The 24,101-nt window shown below is 73.2% G+C and carries 22 protein-coding genes; 8 read left to right on the top strand and 14 right to left on the bottom strand.

Annotated features, from left to right (window positions below):
- Positions 1-10 precede the first annotated feature (10 nt).
- Positions 11-769, top strand: coding sequence for a 3-keto-5-aminohexanoate cleavage protein (locus tag OG594_RS12960; RefSeq protein ID WP_266598309.1), 759 nt, complete (start codon positions 11-13; stop codon positions 767-769).
- Here the strand turns inward: OG594_RS12960 and soxR are convergent.
- Positions 750-1,193: a redox-sensitive transcriptional activator SoxR gene (soxR, locus tag OG594_RS12955; protein ID WP_266598307.1), complete on the bottom strand. Its 444-nt coding sequence runs from the start codon at positions 1,191-1,193 to the stop codon at positions 750-752. The genes OG594_RS12960 and soxR overlap by 20 nt on opposite strands.
- Positions 1,194-1,298: 105 nt before the next feature.
- On the opposite strand from soxR, the gene OG594_RS12950 reads away from it, so the two are divergent.
- A complete protein-coding gene (locus tag OG594_RS12950; protein ID WP_266598305.1) occupies positions 1,299-1,760 on the top strand; it encodes a MaoC family dehydratase in 462 nt (153 codons plus the stop codon).
- A 75-nt stretch (positions 1,761-1,835) separates the two neighbouring features.
- Here the strand turns inward: OG594_RS12950 and OG594_RS12945 are convergent, their stop codons facing one another.
- The 3 genes from OG594_RS12945 to OG594_RS12935 all read right to left on the bottom strand — a co-directional run bounded on the left by OG594_RS12945 (position 1,836) and on the right by OG594_RS12935 (position 4,087).
- Positions 1,836-2,471: a TetR/AcrR family transcriptional regulator gene (locus OG594_RS12945; RefSeq protein ID WP_266598303.1), complete on the bottom strand. Its 636-nt coding sequence runs from the start codon at positions 2,469-2,471 to the stop codon at positions 1,836-1,838.
- A gap of 117 nt (positions 2,472-2,588) precedes the next feature.
- Positions 2,589-2,876, bottom strand: a complete 288-nt coding sequence (locus OG594_RS12940) for a YiaA/YiaB family inner membrane protein (RefSeq protein ID WP_030011866.1) — start codon at positions 2,874-2,876, stop codon at positions 2,589-2,591.
- Between the two features lie 59 nt (positions 2,877-2,935).
- The gene (locus tag OG594_RS12935; protein WP_266598300.1) at positions 2,936-4,087 is read right to left on the bottom strand and encodes an acyl-CoA dehydrogenase family protein; all 1,152 of its coding nucleotides are present in this window, start codon (positions 4,085-4,087) and stop codon (positions 2,936-2,938) included.
- Positions 4,088-4,163: 76 nt separating this feature from the next.
- On the opposite strand from OG594_RS12935, the gene OG594_RS12930 reads away from it, so the two are divergent.
- Positions 4,164-4,805 (top strand): TetR/AcrR family transcriptional regulator, encoded by a 642-nt coding sequence (locus tag OG594_RS12930; RefSeq protein ID WP_266598298.1) that lies wholly within the window; start codon positions 4,164-4,166, stop codon positions 4,803-4,805.
- Between the two features lie 222 nt (positions 4,806-5,027).
- Here the strand turns inward: OG594_RS12930 and OG594_RS12925 are convergent, their stop codons facing one another.
- From OG594_RS12925 to OG594_RS12890, 8 genes are all read right to left on the bottom strand, one after another.
- A complete protein-coding gene (locus OG594_RS12925; protein WP_266602883.1) occupies positions 5,028-6,107 on the bottom strand; it encodes a Zn-dependent alcohol dehydrogenase in 1,080 nt (359 codons plus the stop codon).
- A gap of 118 nt (positions 6,108-6,225) precedes the next feature.
- The gene (locus tag OG594_RS12920; protein ID WP_266598296.1) at positions 6,226-7,638 is read right to left on the bottom strand and encodes an aldehyde dehydrogenase family protein; all 1,413 of its coding nucleotides are present in this window, start codon (positions 7,636-7,638) and stop codon (positions 6,226-6,228) included.
- 98 nt (positions 7,639-7,736) lie between these two features.
- Entirely contained in the window at positions 7,737-9,215 is a 1,479-nt protein-coding gene (locus OG594_RS12915) for a CitMHS family transporter (protein ID WP_266598294.1), read from the bottom strand.
- 73 nt (positions 9,216-9,288) lie between these two features.
- Positions 9,289-11,487 carry a molybdopterin oxidoreductase family protein gene (locus OG594_RS12910; protein ID WP_266598292.1) on the bottom strand — a complete coding sequence of 733 codons (2,199 nt, stop codon included), beginning with the start codon at positions 11,485-11,487 and terminating at the stop codon, positions 9,289-9,291.
- Positions 11,488-11,706: 219 nt separating this feature from the next.
- Positions 11,707-12,327 (bottom strand): TetR/AcrR family transcriptional regulator, encoded by a 621-nt coding sequence (locus OG594_RS12905; RefSeq protein WP_266602881.1) that lies wholly within the window; start codon positions 12,325-12,327, stop codon positions 11,707-11,709.
- A 35-nt stretch (positions 12,328-12,362) separates the two neighbouring features.
- Positions 12,363-13,664 (bottom strand): hypothetical protein, encoded by a 1,302-nt coding sequence (locus OG594_RS12900; RefSeq protein WP_266602879.1) that lies wholly within the window; start codon positions 13,662-13,664, stop codon positions 12,363-12,365.
- Positions 13,665-14,148: 484 nt separating this feature from the next.
- Positions 14,149-14,982 (bottom strand): hypothetical protein, encoded by an 834-nt coding sequence (locus OG594_RS12895; protein WP_266602877.1) that lies wholly within the window; start codon positions 14,980-14,982, stop codon positions 14,149-14,151.
- A gap of 133 nt (positions 14,983-15,115) precedes the next feature.
- On the bottom strand, positions 15,116-17,263 hold the full coding sequence (locus OG594_RS12890) for a right-handed parallel beta-helix repeat-containing protein (protein ID WP_266598290.1): 2,148 nt from the start codon (positions 17,261-17,263) through the stop codon (positions 15,116-15,118).
- A 363-nt stretch (positions 17,264-17,626) separates the two neighbouring features.
- Here OG594_RS12890 and hmgA point away from each other — a divergent pair, with 363 nt between their 5' ends.
- Both hmgA and OG594_RS12880 read left to right on the top strand, forming a co-directional pair.
- A complete protein-coding gene (hmgA, locus tag OG594_RS12885; RefSeq protein ID WP_266598288.1) occupies positions 17,627-18,940 on the top strand; it encodes a homogentisate 1,2-dioxygenase in 1,314 nt (437 codons plus the stop codon).
- 87 nt (positions 18,941-19,027) lie between these two features.
- Positions 19,028-19,777 (top strand): GntR family transcriptional regulator, encoded by a 750-nt coding sequence (locus tag OG594_RS12880; RefSeq protein WP_266598286.1) that lies wholly within the window; start codon positions 19,028-19,030, stop codon positions 19,775-19,777.
- Positions 19,778-19,982: 205 nt separating this feature from the next.
- Here the strand turns inward: OG594_RS12880 and OG594_RS12875 are convergent, their stop codons facing one another.
- Positions 19,983-20,144 carry a hypothetical protein gene (locus tag OG594_RS12875; RefSeq protein WP_266598284.1) on the bottom strand — a complete coding sequence of 54 codons (162 nt, stop codon included), beginning with the start codon at positions 20,142-20,144 and terminating at the stop codon, positions 19,983-19,985.
- A gap of 147 nt (positions 20,145-20,291) precedes the next feature.
- Here OG594_RS12875 and OG594_RS12870 point away from each other — a divergent pair, with 147 nt between their 5' ends.
- Entirely contained in the window at positions 20,292-21,416 is a 1,125-nt protein-coding gene (locus tag OG594_RS12870; RefSeq protein WP_266602875.1) for a type ISP restriction/modification enzyme, read from the top strand.
- 23 nt (positions 21,417-21,439) lie between these two features.
- On the opposite strand, the gene OG594_RS12865 is transcribed toward OG594_RS12870, so the two are convergent.
- Entirely contained in the window at positions 21,440-22,165 is a 726-nt protein-coding gene (locus tag OG594_RS12865; protein WP_266598282.1) for a TetR/AcrR family transcriptional regulator, read from the bottom strand.
- Between the two features lie 73 nt (positions 22,166-22,238).
- Here OG594_RS12865 and OG594_RS12860 point away from each other — a divergent pair, with 73 nt between their 5' ends.
- Positions 22,239-23,318, top strand: a complete 1,080-nt coding sequence (locus OG594_RS12860) for an ATP-binding cassette domain-containing protein (protein WP_266598280.1) — start codon at positions 22,239-22,241, stop codon at positions 23,316-23,318.
- A complete protein-coding gene (locus OG594_RS12855; protein WP_266598260.1) occupies positions 23,315-24,100 on the top strand; it encodes an ABC transporter permease in 786 nt (261 codons plus the stop codon). The genes OG594_RS12860 and OG594_RS12855 overlap by 4 nt, the downstream gene beginning before the upstream one ends.
- Position 24,101 lies beyond the last annotated feature (1 nt).

The following is a 24,101-nucleotide window of genomic DNA, read 5'->3' as shown; positions in this document are numbered from 1 at the left end:
GTCGCTGCCGATGTCACTGCCGGTGTCGGTGTCGGTGTCGGTGTCGGTGTCGGTGAACGGCTCGCGGAGCGCCGCGGACGGCCCGGCCGTGCCGATGTCGCCGGATGCGCTGGCGGAATCGGCACTCGCGGCCGTCGGCGCCGGGGCCGGGGAGGTGCTGGTGCATCCGCGGACGCCGTGCGGGCGGGAGAGCCTCTCGCCGCGAGTGGTCGGACCGGTGTTGGAGGTGCTGCGGCGCACGGGGGTCGGCGTAGCGCTGTCGGTGCCGGTGTCGATCGCGGCCGAGCCCGATCCCGCGGGGCGGCTGGAGCGGGTGGCTTCGTGGACGGTGCTGCCGGACCGGGCGGTGGTGCACTTCGGGCAGCCGGGCGCCGCGGAACTCGCTCGGGCCCTGCTGGCACGCGGGGTCGCGGTGGACGCGGTGGTGCCACTGGGCGGCGGGGCCGGGCCGGAGCCGCTGGCCCAGTTCCTGGCCTGGCCGGTGCGTGAGCCCCGGCGGGTCCGGCTCTCGGCCGAACTGGCGGCGGCCGATCCGGCCCTGGTCGCGGGCCTGCGCGCGCTGCCGCCCGTACCGGTGGTGCCGTACGGGCGGGACGCGGCCGCCTGGCCGGTGCTGCGGCTGGCCGCGCGGTGCGGCACCGGCGTGCGGACCGGCGTGGGCGATGTGACGCACCTGCCCGACGGGCGGCCGGCCCGCTCGAACGCCGAACTGGTCTCGGCAGCGAGGGACCTGGTGGCGCGGGCAGCGGCTACAGCCGCGAGCCGGTGAGCCGCTCGCCGAAGACGTCGTCCGGGTTGGACAGCGCGCAGGTCTCCATGGACAGGCAGCCGCAGCCGATGCAGTCCGTCAGGTGGTCGCGCAGACGGCCGAGTCGGGTGATGCGTTCGTCGAGTTCGGCGCGCCAGGCCTCGGAAAGACGGGCCCAGTCCTGGCGGTTGGGGGTGCGCTCCTCGGGGAGCTGGGCCAGCGCATCACGGATGCTGGCCAGCGGAATGCCCACGCGCTGGGCGGCGCGCACGAAGGCCACCCGGCGCAGCGCGTCACGCGTGTAGCGGCGCTGGTTTCCGGAGGTGCGGCGGCTGCTGATCAGGCCCTTGGCCTCGTAGAAGTGGAGCGCCGAGACGGCCGCGCCGCTACGGGCGGACAGCTGACCGACGGTGAGCTCGTGGATTTTCTCGGGAATCTGCGGCACCCGGCCGAGCGTAGTCGGAGGTCCGTTGACATACGCATACGCCCCCAGCATGCTGAGCAAGCGCTTATTCGTCCGTCAGTCGTCCGCGAGAGACAGGAACAGGGCATGGCCGAGCCGAGGGTCTTCACGTCCGCCGAGGAGCTGCACGCCGGGATCGGCGAACCGCTCGGGCCCAGCGAGTGGCTGGAGGTGGACCAGAAGCGGATCGACCTCTTCGCGGACGCCACCGGCGATCACCAGTGGATCCACGTGGACCCGGAGCGAGCAGCGGGCGGACCCTTCGGTTCCACCATCGCGCACGGCTATCTGACGCTGTCGCTGCTGCCCAGCCTGGTACCGCAGATCATGCGGGTCGAAGGCATGCGGATGGGCCTCAACTACGGGACGAACAAGGTCCGCTTCCCGGCGCCTGTGCCGGTCGGTTCGCGGCTGCGCGCCGTCGCCGTGATCACGGAGGTCGCGGAGGCGGGCGGCGGCGTACAGGTCACGGCCACCGTCACGGTCGAGCGCGAGGGCGGCGACAAGCCGGTGTGCGTGGCGGAGTCGGTGTCGCGCTACTACTTCTGATCCTGAAGCCCGGCCGGACCGCCGCGCAGGGGCCTCCGCTACGCAGGGACCTCAGGCACTCAGGGGCCTCCGGTACTACTGCGCGGGGCCCGGCCGCGCGGCAACCATGCGGAGCACGAGGTCGGCGTAGAGCCCGCCGACCTCGTCGGGCGTGCGCTGTCCGACCGCGTTGAACCAGCGGGCCACGTCGATGCACAGCGACAGCACGGCGAGCGTGGTGCCCGGCACGTCGGGGACGTCGAACTCCCCCGCGGCCACCCCTTCGGCGATGATGCGGCGCACGGCCGCGTCGCTCTGCCGGCGCAGCTCCACGATCTCGGAGCGGTGTTCGGGAGCGAGGGCGTCGAGCTCGTACTGGACCACGCGCGCGGTGGTGTGGTGCGCCGCGTGCCAACGCACGAAGGACCGTACGGCGGCGTCGAGCCGGTCGGCGGCGCTGCCGGGGCCGTCGGCGGCGATGGTCAGGATCTCCAGCGCCTTGTCGTGGCCGATCCGGCTGATCCGGTGGAGCAGCTCTTCCTTGGTCTTGTAGTGGATGTAGAGCGCGGCCGGACTCATCCCGGCACGGCCCGCGATGTCACGGGTGGTGGTGGCGTGGTACCCGCGCTCGGCGAAGGCGTCGACGGCCGCGACGAGCAGCCGCCGTGCGGCGTCGGGGGTGACCTCGGACCACGGCCGGTAGCCGTCGACCGTATCCTCCGCGCTGCCCATCGCTCACTCACCCTTCACCGTGTGGAAGTGAACACCCTACCGGAGGGTGAGCAAGCGCTTAGCGATGTCGGGCCGGCCTGGCCCGTCGAGCCGGCTCCTGCGGCTCCTGCGAGCCGGCTACTTCGGCGCGAAGGGATCGTACTCGGCCATGATCTTCTCCATCCTGGCCTGATCCACCCGGCTGACGATCTGCGTGACCTCCTGGCGGTCGCGGATCACCTTGGCGAGGGTGAAGGCCGAGGTGGTGAGGTAGAGGACCGCGATGCCGAGGAAGGCCCGGACCCAGCCGTTCGCCTCCAGGTTGTAGATCCCCACGGCCACAGCGCCGATGGCGATGCCGAAGGAGGCGACGGCCTGGCCGTAGTACGCCCCCGTGCTCTGCTGCTTGACCGGTGTCTCGTTCATGGGTCGAGCATCGACCGGACGGCGGGAGAGCACATCCGCACGCGTACTCATACGGGTACTCAGAAGGCGGAAACCCCGGTGCGGGCACGACCGATGAGCAGCTTCTGGATCTGGCTGGTTCCCTCGTACAGGGTCATCACGCGGGCGTCGCGCAGCAGCTTGCCCGCCGGGTACTCGTCGATGTAGCCGTAGCCGCCGTGCACCTGAAGGGCGTTGCTCGCGGCGCGCACGGCGGCCTCGGAGGCGAAGAGCTTGGCGGTGGAGGACTCGGTGGCGAAGGGCTGCCCGCGGTCGATGAGGTCGGCCACCCGCCAGGTCAACAGGCGGGCGGCGTCCACGTCGACCGAGATGTCGGCGATGAGCTCCTGCACCAGCTGGTGGTGGGCGATCGGCCGGCCGAACTGCTCGCGCTGGGCGGCGTACGAGACGGCCGCGTCCAGGGCCGCCTGCGCGATGCCGACACAGCCGGCGGCGACCGACATCCGGCCCTTGGCGAGGGCGGACATGGCGACCGAGAAGCCCTTGCCCTCGGGGCCGAGCATTGCGGAGGCGGGCACGCGGACGCCGTCGAGGACGAGTTCGGCGGTGGCCTGGCCGCGCAGGCCGAGTTTGCCGTGGATCTCGCGGCGGGTCAGTCCCGGGGTGTCGGTGGGGACGAGGAAGGCGGAGACCCCGCGGTGGCCGGGCTCGTCGCCGGTCCGGGCGAAGAGCAGCACCACGTCGGCCCAGGTGCCGTTGGTGATGAACATCTTGCTGCCGTCGAGGACGTACGCGTCACCCGCGCGCACGGCGCGGGTGGTGAGGCTACCGGCGTCGGATCCGGTGCCGGGCTCGGTCAAGCCGAAGCAGCCGAGCGCGTCGCCGGAGCACAGGCGGGGCAGCCAGGCGCGCTTGTGCTCCTCGCTGCCCCAGGCGGCGATGGTCTTGGCGACGAGGCCGAGGGAGACGGAGACGATCCCGCGCACGGCGGAGTCGCCGCGTCCGAGCTCCTCGGTGACCAGCGCGTAGGCGAGGTGGTCACCGCCGGAGCCGCCGTACTCCTCGGGGACGGTCAGGCCGAGGAAGCCGAGCGCGCCCAGCTTCTTCACGATGGCCCGGTCCACGCTCTCGGCGCGGTCCCACTCGGCGGCGTACGGGACGACCTCGCGCTCGGTGAACTCGCGGGCGAGCCGGCGTACGGCGCTCTGCTCCTCGCTCAGCTCCAGATTCACCGGGCACCTCCGGGGCGGGACCGGGCCTTTAACTAGCACCGGTAGTTTAGGGCGGGCAGGCCCTACTATGTGGCGCATGGCCAGACCGCGCAAGCCCCTCCTCAGCCGGGACCGCATCATCGGGGCGGCCGGCGCCCTGGTGGACGCGGAGGGGCTGGAGGCGGTGTCGACGCGCCGGCTGGCGGCTGCGCTCGGGGTCAGCGGGCCCTCGCTCTACAACCACTTCCGCACCAAGGACGAGATCCTGGACGCGGTGGCCGACGCGGTGAGCGCGCGGGTGGACCTGTCGATGTTCGACGGCGGCCAGGACTGGCGTGCGGCTCTGCACGCGTGGGCGCACTCCTACCGGGACGCGCTGGCGGACCACCCGAACATCGTGCCGGTGCTGGCGCGCGGGCCGGGCCGCCGGCCCGCCGGGCTGCGGCTGGCGGACGCGGTGTTCGGGGCGATGACGGCGGCGGGCTGGCCGGCGGCGCAGGCGACCCGGATCGGCGCACTGATGCGGTACTTCATCCTGGGCTCGGCGGTGGCCTCCTTCGCCGGGGGTTTCGTGGACGACCGCACGGCATACGACCCGGCGGACTACCCGCACCTGGGCCAGGCCCACCTGCTCGCGGAGCGCGGGCGCGAGGTGGACGAGGGCGCCTTCGAGACCGGCCTGGCGGCGCTGCTGGACGGACTTGCCCTCCAGTACGAGGCGTTGAATGAGCCGGCATGACGCAGCGGGACACCGACTTGATCACCCCGGTGCGGGCTGACGCCGCGGTTCGGGACGACGCCGCGGTGCGGGTCCGCGCACGGCTGCGGGCGGCCGGTCCGGCCGCTGAGGCCGCTCCGGGCGCACCCGGAGCAGCCGCGCTCGGGGCGTACCCGCTCGGGGCGGACGCACTCGGGGTGCGCCCGGGGTGCGCCCCGAGGGCGGGGCGCCCGGCGGACGGGGTTAGAACACGACGAGGGAACGGCCGCCCTTGCCCGACAGCATGGCGTCGAAGGCGGCCGGGATGCCGTCGAGGGTGATGCGGTCGGTGACCAGGGTGCCGAGGTCGAGACGGCCCGCGCGGACGTGCTCGGCGATCACCGGGAGGTCGCGGGCGGGGTCGCTGTTGCCGTACACGCAGCCGGTGAGGGTGCGGGCGAAGTGGAAGATCTCCATGGAGTGGAAGGTGACCTGCTGCTCCTTCCCGCCGATGCCGACGACCGTGGTGCGGCCGCCGCGCCGGGTCGACTCCCAGGCGCCCCGGATGGTCTCGGCCCGGCCGACGCACTCGACGGCGACGTCGGCGCCCTGCCCGCCGGTCAGCGCGCGGATCTGCTTGGCGGTGGTGTCGGAGGCCAGTACGAACTCGGTGGCCCCGGCCGCACGGGCCAGTTCCTCCTTGGCGGGGGACACGTCGACGGCGATGACCGGGCCCGCCTGCGCGATCCGGGCGGCCTGGAGGGCTGCCAGGCCGACCCCGCCGACTCCGAAGACGACCACCGACTCGCCCGGACGGACCTGGGCACTGTGGCGGACGGCCCCGTAGCCGGTGAGGACGGCACAGCCGAGCAGGGCGGCCTCGGCGAGCGGGATCCCGGCGGGGGCGGGCAGCACGCAGTTGGCCGCGACGACGGTCTCCTCGGCGAAGGCGGCCACGTTCAGACCGGGGTGCAGTGCGGTGCCCTGCGCGTCGTGCGCGTAGACGGCCCCGACTCCGGTGAGCGCCGTGGCGCAGAGCCAGACCTCACCGATCGTGCAGTGGTGGCACTCTCCGCAGGACGGGGCCCAGTTGAGCACCACGCCGTCGCCGGGGGCGACGTGGGTGACGCCCTCCCCCACCGCGAGGACCGTGCCCGCGCCCTCGTGGCCGAGGACGGCGGGCACGGGAACCCGCATGGTGCCGTTGGTGAGGGAGAGGTCGGAGTGGCACACCCCGGCTGCGGCGAGCCGCACCCGGACCTGCCCGGGACCGGGATCCGGCAGCACGATGTCCCGTATCTCCAGCGGGGCTCCGACGGCGGGCAGGACTGCGGCGCGGACCATGGTCGTCATCTCGTCTTTCCGGTGCGGGACGGGTGCTGCGGGTCGGGCAGGGCGGTCAGGCCGAGCGGGGCAGGCAGGGCGGCCAGGCCGGGCAGGGCAGGTACGGGAATCGGGAGGATCAGAACTGCAGGGACTTGGTCTGGAGGTACTCCGCCAGGCCGTGCGCGCCCAGCTCACGGCCGACGCCCGACTGCTTGTAGCCACCGAAGGGCGCGAGCACGTTGAAGCGGCCGCCGTTGATGTCCACCTGCCCGGTGTCCATCCGGCGCGCGAACGCCACGGCCGTCGCGTCGTCGGCGGCCCAGACGGCGCCGCCCAGACCGTAGACGGTGCCGTTGGCGATGCTCAGGGCCTCCTCCTCGTCCTCGTAGCGGAGGATCGACAGCACCGGGCCGAAGATCTCCTCCTGGGCGATGGTCATGTCGGGCGTGACGTCGGCGAACACCGTCGGCGCCACGAAGTACCCCTGCTCCAGCGGCGCGTCGGGCCCGCCGGCGACGAGGCGCGCGCCCTCCTCCACGCCCTTGGTGATGAAGCCGCGGACGCGCTCGTGCTGCTTGGCGTTGACGACGGGGCCGACGCGGACGCCGGCCTCGCGGGGGTCGCCCGTGGGATAGTCGGCGACGGCGGCGGCCGCGAGCGAGACGGCCTCCTCGTAGTGGTCCCGGTGGACGAGCATCCGGGTCAGCGCGTTGCAGCTCTGGCCGCTGTTGTTCATGACGTGCCCGACGCCTGCCGCGACGGCCTTGACCAGGTCGGCCCCGGGCAGGATGACATTGGCCGATTTGCCGCCCAGTTCGAGCGCGACCCGCTTGACGGCGGCGCCGGCCGTGGCGCCGATCTGCTTGCCGACCGCGGTCGAGCCGGTGAAGGAGACGAGGTCGACTCCTTCGTGCGCGGCCAGGGCCTGGCCGGCGACCGGACCGGTACCGGTCACCAGGTTGAAGACTCCGGCCGGGATGCCCGCCTCGTGCACGGCCTCGGCGAAGAGCTGTGCGGTCAGCGGGGTGTCCTCGGCCGGCTTGAGGACGAGGGTGCAGCCGGCGGCGAGAGCGGGCGCCACCTTTGCAACGACCTGGTGCAGTGGATAGTTCCAGGGCGTGATGGCCGCGACCACCCCGATCGGCTCGAGCAGCACGGTGGAGTTGCCGACCCGCTCCTCGAAGGCGTAGGAGGAGGCGAGTTCGGCGTAGGAGGTGGCCACGGCGATCGGCGCTCCGACGTGGACCGCCTTCGAGAAGCCGAGCGGGGACCCGAGCTCGGCGGTGATGGTCTCGGTCAGCTCGCTCGTGCGGGACGAGAGTGCGTCGCGGAGCGCGCCGATCAGGGCGGCCCGCTCGGCCGGAGCCGTGGCCGCCCAGCCGGGGAGGGCCGCACGGGCCGCGCGTACGGCCGCGTCCACGTCCTCCTCGGTACCGGCCGGGACCTGGGCGATGACCTGGCCGTCGGCCGGGTTCACGACCTCGATCAGATCGCTGCCGGCGGCGGGCCGCCACGCGCCGTCGATGTACATCCCGTCGTGGGCCTTCATGGCATTCCTCCCGAGCACGCACGAGCGCGTAGATCCGACCTCGCGAACACCCTACAAACTAGCGTCGGTAGTTTTTAGCGGCCAGAGGGCGCCGGATTTCAGATGATGCCGAAAAGCATCCCTGCCGCGAGGACCACGAGCGAGGTCAGGGCCGCCCATTTCACGGTGAACCGGGTGTGGTCGCCGAACTCGACCTTGGCCATGCCGACGAGGACGTAGACGGCCGGAACCAGCGGGCTCGACATGTGCAGGGCCTGGCCGACGAGGGAGGCACGGGCGATCTCCAGCGGGGAGACCCCGTGGGCGGCGCCGGCTTCGGCCAGGACGGGCAGGACGCCGAAGTAGAAGCCGTCGTTGGACATGAAGTAGGTGAGCGGCAGGCTGAGCAGGCCGGTGACCAGCGCCATGTGCGGGCCCATGCCCTCGGGGATGGCGCCGACGAGCCAGTCGGCCATGTGCTTGACCATGCCGGTGCCGGTGAGGACCCCGGTGAAGACGGCGGCGGCGAAGACCATGCCGGCGACGTTCAGGACGTTGTCGGCGTGGGCGGCGATCCGGGCCTTCTGGTCGGGCATGTGCGGGAAGTTGACGGTGAGGGCGAGGGCGGCGCCGAGCAGGAACAGCACCGGGATGGGCAGCAGCTCCATGATCATCGCGGTGAGGAGGGCCACGGTGAGGCCGGCGTTGAACCAGTAGAGACGGGGCCGCAGGGTGGGGCGGTCGGGGGCCAGGCCCTGGAAACCGTCCTCGGGCGCGGGGGCGGAACCGTTCCCGTGCGGGGCGGATGCGGCCGGACCTGCGGGGGAAGCGGTAGGTCCGGCGGAAGCCGTGGAACCGGCGGAGCCATTGGCGGACGTGGACGTCACGGCGACGTCCGTGGCGGCCGCGGCGGCCGTGCCGGGCCCGGCCGGGACCAGCTCCGCCTCGGCGGCCTCCGGACCCGCCTGACCGGGCAGCACCAGCGTGCCGACCCGGCGGCGCTCCTTCACGCCGAGGACGTACGCCAGGACGAACACGAACAGCAGGCCCACCGCGAGCGCCGGAATCATCGGGACGAAGATGTCGGCGGCGTCGAGCTTGAGGGCGGTGGCGGCGCGCGCGGTCGGACCGCCCCAGGGCAGGGTGTTCATGACGCCGTTGGCCGTGGCCGCGACGCCCGTCATCACCACCAGGCTCAGGCCGAGCCGTTTGTAGAGGGGGTACATGGCCGACACGGTGATCATGAAGGTGGTCGATCCGTCGCCGTCGAGCGAGACGATCGCGGCGAGGACGGCGGTGCCGACCACCACCCGCATCGGGTCCGCCTTGCAGAAGCGCAAGATGCCACGGACGATCGGGTCGAAGAGGCCGACGTCGATCATCACGCCGAAGTAGACGATGGCGAACATCAGCATGGCGGCGGTCGGGGCGAGCTTGCCGACGCCTTCGATGACGTAGTCGCCGAGGTGCACGCCCTTCCCTGCGAACACGCAGAAGAGTGCGGGGATGAGGACGAGCGCCGCGATGGGCGACATTTTCTTCATCATGATCAGGACCAGGAACGTCGCGATCATGGCGAAGCCGAGGAAGGTCAGCATGTGGGGAAGGTAGGTGCCACCTCCTTGCGCCAACAAGACGTCCACGCGTGAGCAATACGAGCAAAACCCCAGCTCAGGGCAGTGGTGCGAGCTCGACGGGGAAGCCGTTGAGCACTGCCGTACCGGACAGCCGGTCCATGCGGGTGCCGTCGAGCAGCTGATTGACGTTCGCGCCGGGCGCCGCGGCGGCCACCGACAGCCGCGAGCCGGCCCGGTCGTGCCCCCAGCCGTGCGGAAGGCTCACCACACCGGTGCGCACGGCGTCGGTGACCTCGACGGGCACCTCCAGGCTCCCGCCGGCGGCGGTGATCCTGGCGTGTCCCCCGTCGACGAGGCCGAGCCGGTCCGCGTCCTGCGGATGGACCTGAAGGGTGCAGCGGTTGGAACCTCCGGTGAGGGCCGGGACGTTGTGCAACCAGCTGTTGTTGGACCGCAGATGGCGGCGGCCCACGAGCACCAGGGAGGCGGGGCGGTCGGCGAGCGCCGCGCACAGCCTGGGGAGCTCGGCCGCGATCGGGTCCGGGAGCAACTCGATCCTGCCGCTGCGGGTCTTCAGCACGCCCGGAAGCCGGGGCCGCAGCGGGCCGAGGTCGATGCCGTGCGGCGCCTTCCGCAGATCGTCGAGGATCAGGTCGTACGGGCCGGTGCGCAGCATCAGGTCGAGGCGCCGCTCGGGGCCGGTACTGCCGGTCAGTAGACGGGCCAGCTCCTGCGGGTCGCCGCCGTGGAGCGGTGAGTGGGGATCGGTGACGGCCCGGGCCAGACTGTCGGCGATGACGCGCTCGTCGACGGCCCCCGGCGGCGCTCCGTGCAGGCCGGAGACCGCGAGGATCAGGCGCGCGTGGATCTCGCACTCGTCCATGCGTCCGTCCTCCAGCGGGAGGGCGGCGGGCGAATAGCGGGCCTGGTTGCGCACGGCGAACCCGTTGAAGGCGAAGTCGAAGTGTGCACTCTGTGAGGGCGGCGGCGGTGGCAGGACGACATGGGCGTGGCGTGAGGTCTCGTTCAGGTAGGGGTCGACCGAGACCATGAAGTCCAGCCCGGCCAGCGCCCGGTCCAGCCGATCGCCGTCGGGTGCGGACAGGACCGGGTTGGCGGCGATGGCCAGCAGGGCCCGGATCCGCCCGTCCCCCGGAGTCTCGATCTCCTCCGCGAGGGCGGCCATCGGCAGCTCGCCCTTGACTTCGGGGTGTCCGGAGACCCGGCTCGACCAACGACCGAGGGCGAACCCCTTGCCCGGGCCCGCGGGACGGCCCGCGGGAGCCGTCACGGAGAGCGGGAAGAGAGCTCCGCCCGGCCGGTCGAGGTTGCCGGTGAGGATGTTCAGTACGTCGACCAGCCAGCTCGCTAGCGTGCCGAACTCGACGGTGCAGCTGCCGATCCGGGCATAAACGGCGGCGGTGGGTGCGGCTGCGAGCTCGCGGGCGAGGGTGCGGATCTCGGCAGCGGTGAGGTCGCATGCGGGTGCGACGGCCTCAGGAGAGAAACTCCCGAGCGCGGCGCCGAGTTCCCCGATGCCGTCGCAGTGTTCCTCCAGCGCTCCGGGGTCGGCGAGTTCCTCCTCGATCAGGGTGTGTGCGAGGGCGGCGAGCAGGAGCGCGTCGCTGCCGGGGCGCGGCGCGAGGTGGCGGTCGGCGAGCGCGGCGGTGCGCGTACGGCGCGGGTCGACGACGACCAGGGTGCCGCCTCGGGCGCGGAGGGCCTTGAGCCGGCCCGGGAAGTCGGGGGCGGTGCACAGGGAGCCGTTGGACTCGACCGGGTTCGCGCCCAGGAGCAGCAGGAAGTCGGTCCGGTCGAGGTCGGGGACCGGGATGGCGAAGGGGTCGCCGAAGAGCAGCCCGCTGGATACGTGCTTGGGCATCTGGTCGAGGGTGCTGGCGGTGAAGAGGTTGCGGGTGCCGAGGCTCTTGAGGAGCAGGGGCGGGTAGAGGGCGCCGGCCATGGTGTGGACGTTCGGGTTGCCGAGGACGACCCCGACCGACTGGGCCCCGTACTCCCCCACCAGGGCGGGAACGGCAGCCGCTACGGCCTCGAAGGCCTCCTCCCAAGTGGCCTCCCGCAAGCGGCCGTCGCGGCGGACGAGGGGGCCCCGCAACCGGTCGGGGTCCGAGTCGAGTGCTCCGAACGCAGCCCCCTTGGGGCAGATGAAGCCGCGGCTGAAAACGTCCTCGCGGTCACCGCGGGCCCCGGTGACCGCGCCGTCCGCAAGGGTGAGGGTGAGGCCGCAGGTGGCTTCGCACAGGGGGCAGATGCGCAGGGCGGTGCGTGACATGGGCCCTCCAGGGGCGGCGGTCTGCGGCACGGGAACGGACGCGCGGAGTGCGTCGAGCATACCGACCGGTACGCATGAAGGGGAGGGGCGTGCGGGACCGGATGGGTACGGGTGACGACCAGCCTTCCGGGCCGGGAGCGGCAACGGCAGCGGAGCCGGCACGGGCGCCGGAGCCGGCACGGGCGCCGGAGCCAGCACCGGGGGCGGAGCCCGAAGGGGTCAGTCCAGCACGCGGGCCAGATAGGCGTGCATCATCGCGCGGGTCTCGGCGACGATGCCGGGGTCCCCGGCCGGGTCGGCCCGGAAGGCGAGCTGTATCAGCGCGTCGGTGGCCTCGACCGCGACGAGGACGGCCCGCTCCAGGGCGGCGTCGGGGGTCAGGGCGAGATGCGCGGAGAGCAGTTCCGTCAGCCGGGCGGCGACCTGGTGGTTGGGATCCGCCTCCGGCCCCTCGGCCGGAGGCGCGGGCACGCCGAAGTCGACGAGCGCGAAGCCGGGAACGCTGCGCTTCATGGCCAGGTACTCGTCCAGCACCGCGTCCACGACGGGCCGCCAGTGGGTGGCCGGGAGGTCCGTGAGCCGGTCCGCGATGCCGTCGACGTAGCGGTCCAGGTTGCGGTGGGCGAGGGCGATGGCCATGGCCCGCTTGTTGCCGAAGAAGCGGTAGACGGAACCGATCGGCACGCCGGCGCGCTGGGCCACGGCACGGGTGCTGAGGTTCTCGTACCCGGTCTCGTCCAGCAGCTCGGCGCAGGCGTCGAGGATCCGGGCGAGCCGGTCGGCGCTGCGCTGCTGGATCGGCGCTCGGCGCAGGGAGTGGGCGGGAGGCACGGGGTCCATCATGCCGCTCCTCGCTTCTCGGTTCTTCGGAGGTTTCAGTTCAGCAGGAGACTGAGCCCCCCGACGGTGTAAGTGATCATCAACGCCAACAGCGGCAGTTGTCCAGCCACCGCCTTCGCCGGCGGGAAGAGCCGCACGGACCGGTCGTGGGCCGCGACGACACCGAGGACGTGACCGGTGACGACGGCGATGACCTGGAGGGCGGCGAGGCCGCCTGGCCCTAGGAGTGGCACGGGTTCGGGGGCGTTGTCAGTGCCGAGTGCCATGCTTACTGTGCGTGGTCCTTCGACTACCAGGAGGGAGAAGTAGTGGGCGATGAGATAGCCGAGCGCGATCGGTACGAGTGAGTGCGCGAAGGCGGTCAGCGGGCCGGGGTGCGGGCCGCTGACGAGGCGGGTGGCGGCGGCGCAGAGGCAGTAGAGGGCGGCGACGAGGGCGATGGAGCCGAGCAGTCCGAGTGTGGCCGTGGGGATGCGGCCGAGGGGGGAGGTCTGTATTGCGTTGATCCACGAGGGGTTGTCGGAGAAGCCGTCGTAGGCGGTGGAGCCGAGTAGGACGCAGACGGTGGCGACGAGTCCGGGCCGCTCGGGTGTCGCGTCGAGTCCGTGGAAGGGGTTACGGAGAACGAGGCGGCCGTCGCTACGACGGCCAAAGGGGGCGAGCCGGGCCAGGAGGGCGGAGTACGCCTCGAAGGCATCGCCGTTGTCGAACCAGCGCTCGCCGAAGCGGGCGGCGAGCAGGAGGTGGACGGTGGCGTAGGCCGTAACGGCGATGAGGAGGGTGGTGGTGGATGCGGGTTCAGGAGCGACGAGTTCGAGCCAGGTGAAGCCGAACAGACCGGCGGCGGCCGGCCACTGGCCGAGCCGGGAGGGGAGGGGGCGGTCGGGGCCGCGGCGGGGCAGGCAGCGGGAGAGCAGGCGGTGCAGGGTGCGGAGCGGGTTGAGCAGGCGCCAGACGGGGCCGAGGAGGAGGGAGGCGGGCACGAGTCCGACCCAGAGGAGGACGTAGACGGCGCCGGGAGCGGGGTTGCGCGCGGGGTCGTCGGGTCCGAGGAGGAGGTGGAGCAGGACGGCCGCTGCGACGGCGAGTCCCAGTCCGCGCAGGGCTGTTCGGACGGCGGGCGCGTCGGCCACCCGCTGGAGGGCGGCGGGCAGGGCGAGGCCCGAGCGCGCTCCGCGGAAGCGGGAGGTGGACCAGAGCAGGCCGAGGGCGAGGAAGGAGACGAACAGCGCGGCGAAGGCGCCGGCGAAGGCATAGAAGGGAGAGATCGGCAGATCGTGCTGGGACCCGATCCCGTGCGCGAGCGAGGTGAGCGGACCGTCCGGGTGAAGGACCACGCCCTGGCCGTGACCCACCTCGCCCGCGCCCGGGGCGAGATCCGGCCCGAGCGAGCTCACCATCTCCCCGCCCGGAGCGGGGTCCCGTCGGCGACACGGCCCGGCCGTCCGGACTCCGGCCCGGGTCCGAACGGCCGGGACGGGACACCACTCGGAAACGCGAGCGGGCCGCCGAGCCGTGCGGCCCCAGGCACCATCCCGGGCACCGCCTCAGGCGCGGGCCCTGGCCCGGGTGTGAGCACCGCCCCGGGAGCGGGTCGAGGAGCGGGTTCAGGCACGGGTCCGGGCCCAGCCGCAGGGCCGGGTACGGCCGCAGGGCCGGGGTTGCGTGCAACCACTGGGCCCGGTCCGGCCCCGGGGTCGTGTGCGGGCATGGGGCCCGATGCCCGCACTGGGCCGGGTGCGGGCACGGGGTCCTGTGTCGGCTGGGCCGTGGGCTCGGGCGTCGGCTCGGGCGCGGGGCTGGGTTCGGGGCGGGGTGGGGTCATCGGACGAGGAGTTGGGTCAGGACGAGGTTGGACTCGTGGGTCTCGACCTCGAAGAGGCCCGTGCGGTCGGCCGTCAGGATCAGGGTGGCCTCCTGGCCTGCCGGCAGGGCGAGTTCCTTGTCGTAGCCGTGGACGTGCAGGGTGTCCGCGCGGTCGCTCGTGACGCGCAGGGCCACGCGCTCTCCGCGCCGCAGCTCGGTGCGGGCGGGGGCCGGGCTGACCTTGCCGTCCCGGACGGTGATGGTGACCGTGCGGTCGGCCTGCTCCGGCGCTGGGGTCTGGCCCGGCGGCGGGGTCTGGCCCGGCGGGGTGTCCCCGTGGCTGTGTCCGCCCGGCTGGCTCGGGGCGGCGGCGGCGGTGAGCTGGGCCGTGCCCTCGACCGGCTTGCCCGAGACCGCCCAGGCGGTGTGGTCGTCCGCGTAGAGGCGGACGGTCAGGGTGTGGGTGCCCTCGGGGACCTGCGCCGCGGGCAGGTGGAACCAGGGGCCGTACAGCCGGGCCAGCTTGCGGCCGTCGAGCTCCAGGTGGGCGTGGCCCGCGCCCGGGAGGGCGGCGCCGCCGGTGCTGTCCGGGGTGAAGCGGTAGTTCGTCACCGCCAGTTGGAGGTTCCAGCCGTCCTCCGAGTCCGGGCGGACGGTCAGCTGGACCTCCGGCGCGCCCTGGGCCGGGACCTCACGGAGCCGGTGACCGGTGGCGTCGGTGGCCGTGAGCAGCGTGCCCACGCCGCCGGACGCCTGCTCGTGGCTGGTGCCGGGCTTGTGGTGGGTGGTGGCCCGCCCTCCGCAGCCAGTCGCCGCGCCGCCCGCGAGGAGTAGAGCGAGGGCGAGCAGGGCCGCGGCGCGGGCGGTTCGGCGGAGCCTGCGGGCCGCGCGGGGCGGCGTACCGCAGGCGTCGCACCGGTTGTCGTCGTCGGGCCGGTCGGTCACGGCTGGCCTCCTGTGGTCGGGGCGGCCTGGGCGGGGGTCACGGCGCGGGGTCCGGGTTCGCCGGGGTCGCCGGGGGCTCGGGGGCGGCCGCGCTCAGCGCCGGGGCGGGGCCGGCGGGGACCGGGGCGCGGTCGCCCGCGGGGTCTGCGCCCGGGCCGGACGGGCGGGCCGGGGTGCCCGGGCGGGCCGAGGCCACCACCGCCCACAGGACCCAGATCACGGCGACCAGGGCCCGTGCCCAGGCGGGGCTCAGGGGGGTCCAGGGGATCATCAGGACGGCCTTGTCGAAGGCGTCCAGCAGCGTGAGCCCGGCCAACAGCAGGGTCAGGCGGGCCAGCCAGGGGCGGGTGGGGCGCAGGACCAGGCCGGTGCCCGTCCACCACAGGCCGAGCAGGAGGAGGGCGAGCGCCGGTACGAAGGTGGCGGTCAGGGGCATGGTGGAGCCCGCCACGTCCAGGACCAGGCCCGCCAGCCCGGCCAGCGTGGCGGCCGTGCCCAGCCGGGACCCGCGCAGGCGGCGCCACCACAGGACGCCGCCGACGAGCAGCAGCACCGCGGCCACGGCCAGCGCGAGCTGGGTCTCCACCCGCTCGAGTCCGCGCGCGCCGTACCAGTCGCAGCCGGAGGGGAGTTTGCGCGCCTGGACGTTGTAGTCCGCGCAGACGAGGAGTTGGGCCAGCTTGACCGGCTCGCCGACCAGGCGGGCGGACGCCCCCGAGACCTCGCCGCGGCGGTCACCGCACTGCGGGACCGCGCCGGGGGTGGAGCCGTCGGGTCCGTCCTGCCAGCAGTTGGCGCGCCCCTGGCCGTCCCACCACACGTCCATGCCGTTGGGGCGGGCGGCGCCGGACTTGTCCTTGCCCATGACGTTCCCGGCGTACCGGTTGTGGTGGGAGGTGTCGGTCTGCTTCGACCACGCCTCTTCGCCGCGGATGAAGGCGGGGACCGCGCTGAGGAAGAAGCCCGCGCGCCGGTGCCCGTACACCCAGTTGTTCTCGTAGAGGTTCCAGTTGCCGCCCGCGGTGATGATGCCGGTGCCCGGCGGCATGGAGATCTGCGGGCAGACCACGCCCCGCTCGTAGCCGCGCTCGATCGGCGGTTTGGCACAGGTGCCGTCGGCGACGTACCCGTAGTAGTCCTGGTTGTTGTCGTGGATCAGGTTCCGCTCGAACTTGGCGTGGTTCTGCGGGAGTCCGGGGTGTCCGGGGAAGGCGCTGTCCATCGAGGCGCCGCCCATGTTCTGGTCGAACTCGTTGTCGTGCACCCACACCGAGTCGCCCGCGGTGCCGGAGTAGCCGACCATGTTGTGGTGGCTGCGGCAGCCGGTGATCTCGATGGAGTACCGGGGGACCTCGTAGCCGCGGCCGTCGTTGATGTTCGAGGCACTGCCCGGGTAGATGCCGGAGTCGCCGTTCCCGTACGACTCGCAGTTCTTGTAGAGCCCGTGGTCGCTGGCGAAGGTCAGGAAACCGTACTCGTCGTTCCAGCGGGTCAGCACGTCGTCGATGACGAAGCCGTCGCCCGCGAGCACGTACAGCGAGTTGAAGGTGGTGCGCTGGGCGGTGAAGTTGCGGAAGTAGATGCCGTTGGACTTGTCCGCGCGGATGGCGTTCAGCTTCTGGTACTTGGCGTCGACGACCACGTCGAGCCGTGACGCGCCCGTGCCCTCGATCTGCAGGTTCGTCTTGCCGAGGATGGCGACGAGGTTCTGGTTGTGCCGGCACTGCACCTGCTGCTCGTAGGACAGGATCTGGTACCCGAGCGCGGACTGGGGGGCCTTGAGCGCGGCGCACTCCCCCGTCGGCGCGGGGAGCGAGGGCTCTTCCTCGTACAGGCCAGGGAGGACCGCGACGTTCATCCCGGGCCGGTCGACGGCGTCGACGGCCTCTTGCAGGTGCCGGTAGCCGCTCTTCTCGCACCGCTCGTACAGGGCGAGGTTGCGCTGCTTGAGCTCTTCAGGGAAGGCGGATATCCGGCGCTCGAAGGCGGGCCGGTCGGTTTTGCAGACGATCAGGTCGGGCTCGGCAGCGCGGTACTCGGGTACCGATCCGGAGCCGTCCGGGAGGGTGATCGGGCGCTCCTCGTGCGCGCTGGCGGCGGGCGCCGCGACGAGGAGGGACAGGAGGGCGAGAAGGGCGGCGAGGAGCGCCGCCGGCACGGCAGGGAACCTGCGGGTCCACGACATGCGCGTGAGAGTAGAGCATTGTTCATCTTTTGGGATCCCCCTCGACGGGATCCGTGTTCCCGTCAGCCGAATCCGAACCACCAGCGCCGCTCGCCGCGCCCGATCTCCGCTCCCGCCCCGGCTCCCCGCCCCGGCTCCCCATCCCGGCCCCTCACCCCTACTCCCCGCCCCGACTCACCCCGACTCCCGTCCCGGCTCCCGGCCCGACCCCCGCCCTGGATCCCGTCCGCACCCCGTGGACCCCTCCCCCATTTCCGGCCTTTCCCGCCGATCTCCGGTCCGGACACGGGTCCGCCGTTGACGTGCGGGCCGCGGAATCCTACTGTCGACCATAGGATTCCTTCGACGGAGCGGGAGCAGCACATGAGCGAGCAGGCCAGGAAGACGGCAGAGGCACTGGAGTACCTCACCGGCTTCGGCAACGAGCACAGCTCGGAGGCCGTCCCCGGCGCCCTGCCGATCGGCCGGAACTCGCCCCAGCGCGCACCCCTCGGCCTCTACGCCGAGCAGCTCAGCGGCAGCGCCTTCACCGAGCCCCGCACCCACAACCGCCGCTCCTGGCTCTACCGGATCCGCCCCTCGGCCGCGCACCCGCCCTTCACCCGGATCGACAACGGGGCCCTGCGTTCCGCGCCCTTCACCGAGTCCGTGGCGGACCCGAACCGGCTCCGCTGGAACCCGCTGCCCGACCCGGCCCCCGGCACCGACTTCCTCTCCGGCCTGTGGACCCTCGGCGGCAACGGCGACGCCGCCCAGCGCGCCGGCATGGCCATCCACCTCTACGCCGCCAACGCCGACATGACCGACCGGGTCTTCAGCGACTCCGACGGCGAGCTGCTCATCGTCCCCGAGCGCGGCGGACTGCTCCTGCGCACCGAGCTGGGCCTGCTCGCCGCCCGCCCGGGCGACATGGCCCTCATCCCCCGCGGCGTCCGCTTCCGCGTCGAGCTGCTCGACGCCGACGCCCGCGGCTACATCTGCGAGAACTACGGCCAGCCCTTCGAGCTGCCGAACCTGGGCCCGATCGGCGCCAACGGCCTCGCCGCCGCACGGGACTTCCAGGCCCCCGTCGCCGCGTACGAGGACAGCGAGCGCCCGACCGAGGTGATCAACAAGTTCTGCGGCAACCTCTGGTCCGCCACCTACGACCACTCCCCGCTCGACGTGGTCGCCTGGCACGGCAGCCACGTCCCGTACGTGTACGACATGCGCCGCTTCAACGTCCTGGGTTCGATCAGCTACGACCACCCCGACCCGTCGATCTTCACCGTCCTGACCTCGCCCTCCGACACCCCGGGGCTGGCGGGCGTGGACTTCGTGGTCTTCGCCCCGCGCTGGCTGGTCGGCGAGGACACCTTCCGTCCGCCCTACTTCCACCGCAACGTGATGAGCGAGTACATGGGCCTCATCGAGGGGGCCTACGACGCCAAGGCCGAAGGCTTCGTCCCCGGCGGCGGCTCGCTCCACAACATGATGTCCGCGCACGGACCCGACCACGAGACCTTCGAGCGGGCGAGTGCGGCCGAGCTGAAGCCGCAGAAGATCGACGACGGCCTGGCCTTCATGTTCGAGACCCGCTGGCCGATCACCGCCACCGCGCAGGCGGCCGGCGCCGATCACCTCCAGCGCGGCTACGACGACGTGTGGCAGGGGCTGCAGCGCCACTTCCGCGCCTGACCTGCACTGCATACGCTGCATGCGCTGCATGCGCCGTACCCTGCATGCGCCGCACCTCACCCCTGTCCAGCCTTCGGAGAACCACCCGTGACCGCCTTCGCCCCCGACTCGCTGGTACTGAACCGGAAGCTGCCGCTCTGGTACCAGGTGTCGCAGTCACTGCGCGCCTCGATACTGGGGCGCACCCCGGACGCCTCGCTGCGCCTGCCCACCGAGGAGCAGCTGGCCGGGCACTACGGGGTGAGCGTGCTGACCATGCGGCAGGCGCTCAAGGAGCTGGAGGGCGAGGGGCTGATCAGCCGGCACCGGCGGCGCGGCACCTTCATCGAGCCGGGCGCGCTGCGCAGCGCTCCGGTCCGGCTGCTGGGTTCGGTCGACGCGATCGTGGCCCAGCAGTCGGGCGACCGCACGACGATCCTCGGGCACGGCCGCACCGCCGTGTCCGGGGAGCTGCTGGAACACTTCCCGGGCACGGCCGAGGTGGTCACGTACCGCCGCCTGCGCCACGACCGGGAGAGCGGCGAGCCGACCAACTGGGCGGAGAACGCCGTCCTCCCGGAGTTCGCCGAAGCGGTGGACCTCGCCGATCTCGAACGTTGGCCGATGACGAAGGTCCTGCGGGACGTCGTGGGGGTGCGCATCAGCCGGATCACGGACACGGTGGAGGCGCGGCTGGCCGACCCGGAGACGGCCGAGCTGCTCCAGGTGCCGTTGCTGAGCCCGATCCTGCACTACACGGGCGTCACCTACGACGAGGACGGCCGGGTGGTGGACGTGGCCCGGATCCGCTACCGGGGCGACCGGTTCTCCTTCACCGTGACGGTCGACGCGCACTGACGACGCACCGACGGCGCGCGGGCGGCGCAATGACGACGCCCTGACGGCGCGCGGGCGGCGCACCGACGGCATGCTGGGGCGCACGTACGGCGTGCCGGCGGCCTGCGGGCGGCCTGCTGGCGGCACACAGCCAGCCGATGGCCCCCTGACGGCCCCTGACGGCCCCCGACCGCCCTCCGACCACCTTCCGCTCCCGCGGGTGCGACTACTTCTCGTCGTCCTCCCTGGTGCGTTCGCCCTCCGCCTGGGACGGCGTGGTCCGCATCGTCTGGGGGTGCCGCTGCTTGCGCTGGACCTCGTCCATGTCCTCGTCGAGGCGCTCGCCCTCAGCCTGCGACGGGGTCGTGTATTCGTCGTACTGGCTCATGACCGCCTCCCCGGTCGATACCGTACGTATGCGTACATAAGGAGCCTATCTCTTGCCCAGCCCTTCGGCCTGGACGCAGCCCGGCCACCGGATCCCGTCGCTACCATCGGCGGCGTGAGCGAAGACGCACCGCTGCTCGATGATCTGATGCCCTGGTCCGTGGGCGGCCTGCGCCTGGGCCGGGACTGGGTGGCCGCACCCGATCCGGCAGCCCTGCGCGCCCGCTGGGCCGCCCTGACCGGCTCCGAAGGCGCCGAGCGGGAGCGGTTGTTCCGCCCGAGCCGCAGCCGCAGGCCCGACGCCGGCGCGGCCGCCCTGCCGGGGCAGCGCTCGGCGTCCACGGCCCGTTTCGCCGACGCCCCGGGCCCCTGCCCCGACCCCGTACGGGTCCTCCGCGAGCCCTTCGACGAGCAGTGGCTGCTGCCCGACCAGCGGCTCATCGACACGGCCCGCCCCGAGCTCTGGCGGGTGCGGGACGAGCACCAGCTGTTCCTCGCCCTGACCCCGGATCCGCTGGTCACCGCGCACCTCCCGGTCGGCCGCCTCGGCCGGATCCGCCCCCTGCACCGGCGCCCCGGCGGCGCCGAGCCGAACCTCGCCCCCGGCCTGCTGCCCCTGCTCGGCGCGCACCACGGCGGCCGCGTCGCCCCCGAGGACGTCCTGGGCTGGATCCTCGCGGCGGGCCGCCCGGGCCCGCGCGGGTACGAGGTCCCGCTCGCCGCCGATCCCGAGCACTGGCGGGCCGGGCTGGAGCTGGGGCACCGGCTGCTGGACGTACAGCTGCGCGGCGCGCGCGGCGGCGAACCGCCCCGGCTGCCCGGCGGGCGCCGCCCGTACGTCCGCTCGGCGGTCGCGGGCTGGCCGCGCGAGCTCGCGTACGACGCCGAGAGCGAGACGCTGGGTCTCGGGAACGGGACGGTCTCCCCCGTGCCGGCCGGGGCCTGGGAGTGCGGGGCGCAGGGCGTGCAGGTGCTCCCGGCCTGGTTCGCCGCCCGCACCGCACACCGGGGCCCGGACGCCGACGGCCTGGCCGCGCTGGGGCCGGCCGAGTGGCCGCAGAGCTGGACCTCGGAGCTGCTGGCGCTGGTGACCACGCTGGCGTTGTTGGCCGAACTGGCCCCCGAGCGGGCCGCGTTCGAACCGGGGCCGGGGCTGTCGGTGGAGGCGCTGCGCACGGCCGGGGTGCTGCCGCCGCCGGCCTGGGCCCGGCGCCCGGCTTCGGTGCTGGACCACCAGGAGGAGGGCCCGGGCGGGCAGTTCGCCCTCCTCTGAGCCGGGTCGGTCGAACCTCGGGCCTACGCTCCCCAGGCCCCCAGCAGCCGGGACACCGTGCGGTCAAAGACCTCGGCCATGTCGAGCCCGGCTCCCGGGACCGGGCCGGCGCCGCCGAGGGCCGCCGCCAGCCTCGGGTACTCCCCGGTGGCCAGCCGGGAGCCGAGCCAGGCCGTGCGTACGCGCTGCTCCTCCGCCTCGCCCCAGGGCAACGACCGGGCCCGTTCGGCCAGGGCCAGCTCACTGGCCACGTAGGTCGCGACGGTCCCGTTGACGGCCGCGACGAGCTCCAGCTTCTCGCCGTCCGATACGTCGAGCGGGGCCAGGCAGTCCAGGCTGTACTCCAGGTAGCGCAGGGCATTCGGGCCGAAGCCGTAGACGGGACTCAGCAGGCGCGGCAGCCAGGGATGGCGGTGCATCAGCGCGCGCGTCCCGCGGGCCAGCGCGAGCAGGTCGGCCCGCCAGTCGCCGGTCGGCGCGGGAAACTCGTACTCCCCGCTGACCGCGTCGACCATCAGCTCGTACAGGTCCTCCTTGCGCGGCACGTAGTTGTAGAGGGACATCGTCCCCGCGCCGATCCCGGCCGCCACGCGCCGCATGGAGACGGCCTCGATCCCCTCCTCGTCGGCGATCCGCACCGCCTCGGACGCGATGGACTCGCGGCTGTGCGCGGGCCTGGGGCCGCGGCCGGCCCGCTGGGGGCGGGACCAGATCACTTCGGGTTCAGCGGGTCGCCCGCCGGCTGTCATGGCTCAGATCACCTCGTCGTCTCCCCACCATCTTAGTTACGTACGGCGTACGTAGTGAGGTACGGTGGCACACATGACGACTACGTACGCTGTACTTAGTGAGGGTCTGGAGAAGAGCTACGGGGAGGTCCACGCCCTGCGCGGCCTCGACCTCGCCGTCCCCGAGGGCACGGTCTGCGGCCTCCTCGGCCCTAACGGCGCGGGCAAGACCACCGCCGTCCGGATCCTCACCACGCTCACCGCACCCACCGGCGGCCGCGCCCTCGTCGCCGGTCACGACGTCACCCGGGATCCCGCGGCCGTCCGCCGCGCCATCGGCGTCACCGGCCAGTACGCCTCCGTCGACGGGGACCTGACCGGCCGTGAGAACCTCCGCCTCTTCGCCCGACTGGCCGGACTGCGCGGCCGCGCGGGCCGGGCCCGCGCGGACGAGCTGCTGGAGCGCTTCGGACTCGGCGAGGCCGCCGACCGGATGGCGTCCACCTGGTCCGGCGGCATGAAGCGGCGCCTGGACCTGGCCGCCGGCCTGGTCACCCGCCCCCGGGTGCTGTTCCTCGACGAACCCACCACCGGCCTGGACCCGGCGGCCCGCGAGCAGATCTGGACGGCGGTGCGGGAACTCGTCGAAGAGGGCTCCGGGGGCACCACGGTGCTGCTCACCACCCAGTACCTGGAGGAAGCCGACCGACTGGCGGGCGAGATCGTGGTCGTCGACCGCGGCCGGGTCGCCGCCACCGGCACCCCGGCCCGGCTGAAGGCCCGGATCGGCGCCCGCGCCGAGGTCACGGTCGCGGAGCGCGGGGCGCTCACCCGCGCCGCCGCCGTGCTCGACCAGCTCACCGGCGGTCGGCCCGCCCTCGACGAGGAGCGGCTGACCGTCGGGGTCACCGTCCTCGACGGCGCCCTCACCCTGCCGCGGATCATCCGCGAACTCGACACCGCCGGGGTCCCGGTCACGGACGCGGCCCTGCGCCCGCCCACCCTGGACGAGGTGTTCCTGCGCCTCACCCGGGCCCGCCCCCTCGACGCCGAGGAAGAGGCCGACACCAGCGCGGGCACCCCGGCCGGCACCAGCGCGGGCACCCCGGCCGAGGCCTCCGCCGCCACCGACGCCCCCGCCGCCCCCGCGGCCGATCAGGAGTACGCCGCATGAGCACCCTGCTGTCCGACGGCGGAGCCGTCCTCACCCGCCAGCTCCAAAAGGCCCGGCACGCCCCGGCGCTGCTGGTCCTCACCCAGACCATGCCGATCACCATGCTGCTGTTCTTCGGCTACGTCTTCGGCAGCGCGCTCGCCATGCCGGGCGCGGAGTACCGGGAGTTCCTGGTCCCCGGACTGCTGGCCGCCACCGCCGCGAACGGCCTGATGACCGGCATGTTCACGGCCGCGCAGGACGCCCACCGCGGGGTGATGGACCGGTTCCGGACCCTGCCGATGAGCCGCACCGCCGTACCGCTCGGGCAGACGGCCGCCGACCTGCTGACCACCGGCGCATCGATGGTGCCGCTGATGCTGGTGGGGCTGGCCATGGGCTGGCGCATCGAGAACGGCCTGCCCGGCGCTCTGGGGTCCCTGGGCGTGCTGCTGCTGTTCCGCTTCGCCACGGCATGGGTGGGCACGTACCTCGGCCTGCTGAGCAGCAGCGAGGAGGCGGCCGGCCAGCTCGGCAGCGCCACCTTCGTCCTGCCGATGCTCTCCAGTGCGTACCTGCCGACCGCGGGGTTGCCCGGGTGGCTACGGACGATCGCCGAGTGGAACCCGATCAGCGCGGTCGCCACCGCCGTGCGGGCGCTGTGCGGGAACGCCGGGGGCGAGGCCGCGGCGGGAGCCGCCTGGCCCGCGGCCCATCCCGTGGCCGGGGCGCTGCTGTGGTCGGGGCTGCTGCTCGCGCTGTTCGTGCCGCTGGCGACCCGCAGGTTCGCACGCGGCCGGTGAC

The organism is Streptomyces sp. NBC_01214, assembly GCF_026340975.1.
Taxonomy (GTDB): Bacteria; Actinomycetota; Actinomycetes; order Streptomycetales; family Streptomycetaceae; genus Streptomyces.
The sequence above is the reverse complement of the archived record's forward strand: the minus strand, read 5'-3'. Positions and strand labels throughout refer to the sequence as shown.

Excerpts from the sequence above, each read along its gene's own strand:
- OG594_RS12870 (WP_266602875.1), top strand. The coding sequence starts at position 20,292 with ATGCCCTGGTCCGTGGGCGGCCTGCGCCTGGGCCGGGACTGGGTGGCC.
- OG594_RS12930 (WP_266598298.1), top strand. The coding sequence starts at position 4,164 with ATGGCCAGACCGCGCAAGCCCCTCCTCAGCCGGGACCGCATCATCGGG.
- hmgA (WP_266598288.1), top strand. The coding sequence starts at position 17,627 with ATGAGCGAGCAGGCCAGGAAGACGGCAGAGGCACTGGAGTACCTCACC.
- OG594_RS12915 (WP_266598294.1), bottom strand. The coding sequence starts at position 9,215 with ATGCTGACCTTCCTCGGCTTCGCCATGATCGCGACGTTCCTGGTCCTG.
- OG594_RS12920 (WP_266598296.1), bottom strand. The coding sequence starts at position 7,638 with ATGAAGGCCCACGACGGGATGTACATCGACGGCGCGTGGCGGCCCGCC.
- OG594_RS12925 (WP_266602883.1), bottom strand. The coding sequence starts at position 6,107 with ATGGTCCGCGCCGCAGTCCTGCCCGCCGTCGGAGCCCCGCTGGAGATA.
- OG594_RS12910 (WP_266598292.1), bottom strand. The coding sequence starts at position 11,487 with ATGTCACGCACCGCCCTGCGCATCTGCCCCCTGTGCGAAGCCACCTGC.
- OG594_RS12905 (WP_266602881.1), bottom strand. The coding sequence starts at position 12,327 with ATGGACCCCGTGCCTCCCGCCCACTCCCTGCGCCGAGCGCCGATCCAG.
- OG594_RS12945 (WP_266598303.1), bottom strand. The coding sequence starts at position 2,471 with ATGGGCAGCGCGGAGGATACGGTCGACGGCTACCGGCCGTGGTCCGAG.
- OG594_RS12950 (WP_266598305.1), top strand. The coding sequence starts at position 1,299 with ATGGCCGAGCCGAGGGTCTTCACGTCCGCCGAGGAGCTGCACGCCGGG.
- OG594_RS12865 (WP_266598282.1), bottom strand. The coding sequence starts at position 22,165 with ATGACAGCCGGCGGGCGACCCGCTGAACCCGAAGTGATCTGGTCCCGC.
- OG594_RS12860 (WP_266598280.1), top strand. The coding sequence starts at position 22,239 with ATGACGACTACGTACGCTGTACTTAGTGAGGGTCTGGAGAAGAGCTAC.
- OG594_RS12855 (WP_266598260.1), top strand. The coding sequence starts at position 23,315 with ATGAGCACCCTGCTGTCCGACGGCGGAGCCGTCCTCACCCGCCAGCTC.
- OG594_RS12940 (WP_030011866.1), bottom strand. The coding sequence starts at position 2,876 with ATGAACGAGACACCGGTCAAGCAGCAGAGCACGGGGGCGTACTACGGC.
- OG594_RS12890 (WP_266598290.1), bottom strand. The coding sequence starts at position 17,263 with ATGTCGTGGACCCGCAGGTTCCCTGCCGTGCCGGCGGCGCTCCTCGCC.
- OG594_RS12875 (WP_266598284.1), bottom strand. The coding sequence starts at position 20,144 with ATGAGCCAGTACGACGAATACACGACCCCGTCGCAGGCTGAGGGCGAG.
- OG594_RS12960 (WP_266598309.1), top strand. The coding sequence starts at position 11 with ATGTCACTGCCGGTGTCGGTGTCGGTGTCGGTGTCGGTGTCGGTGAAC.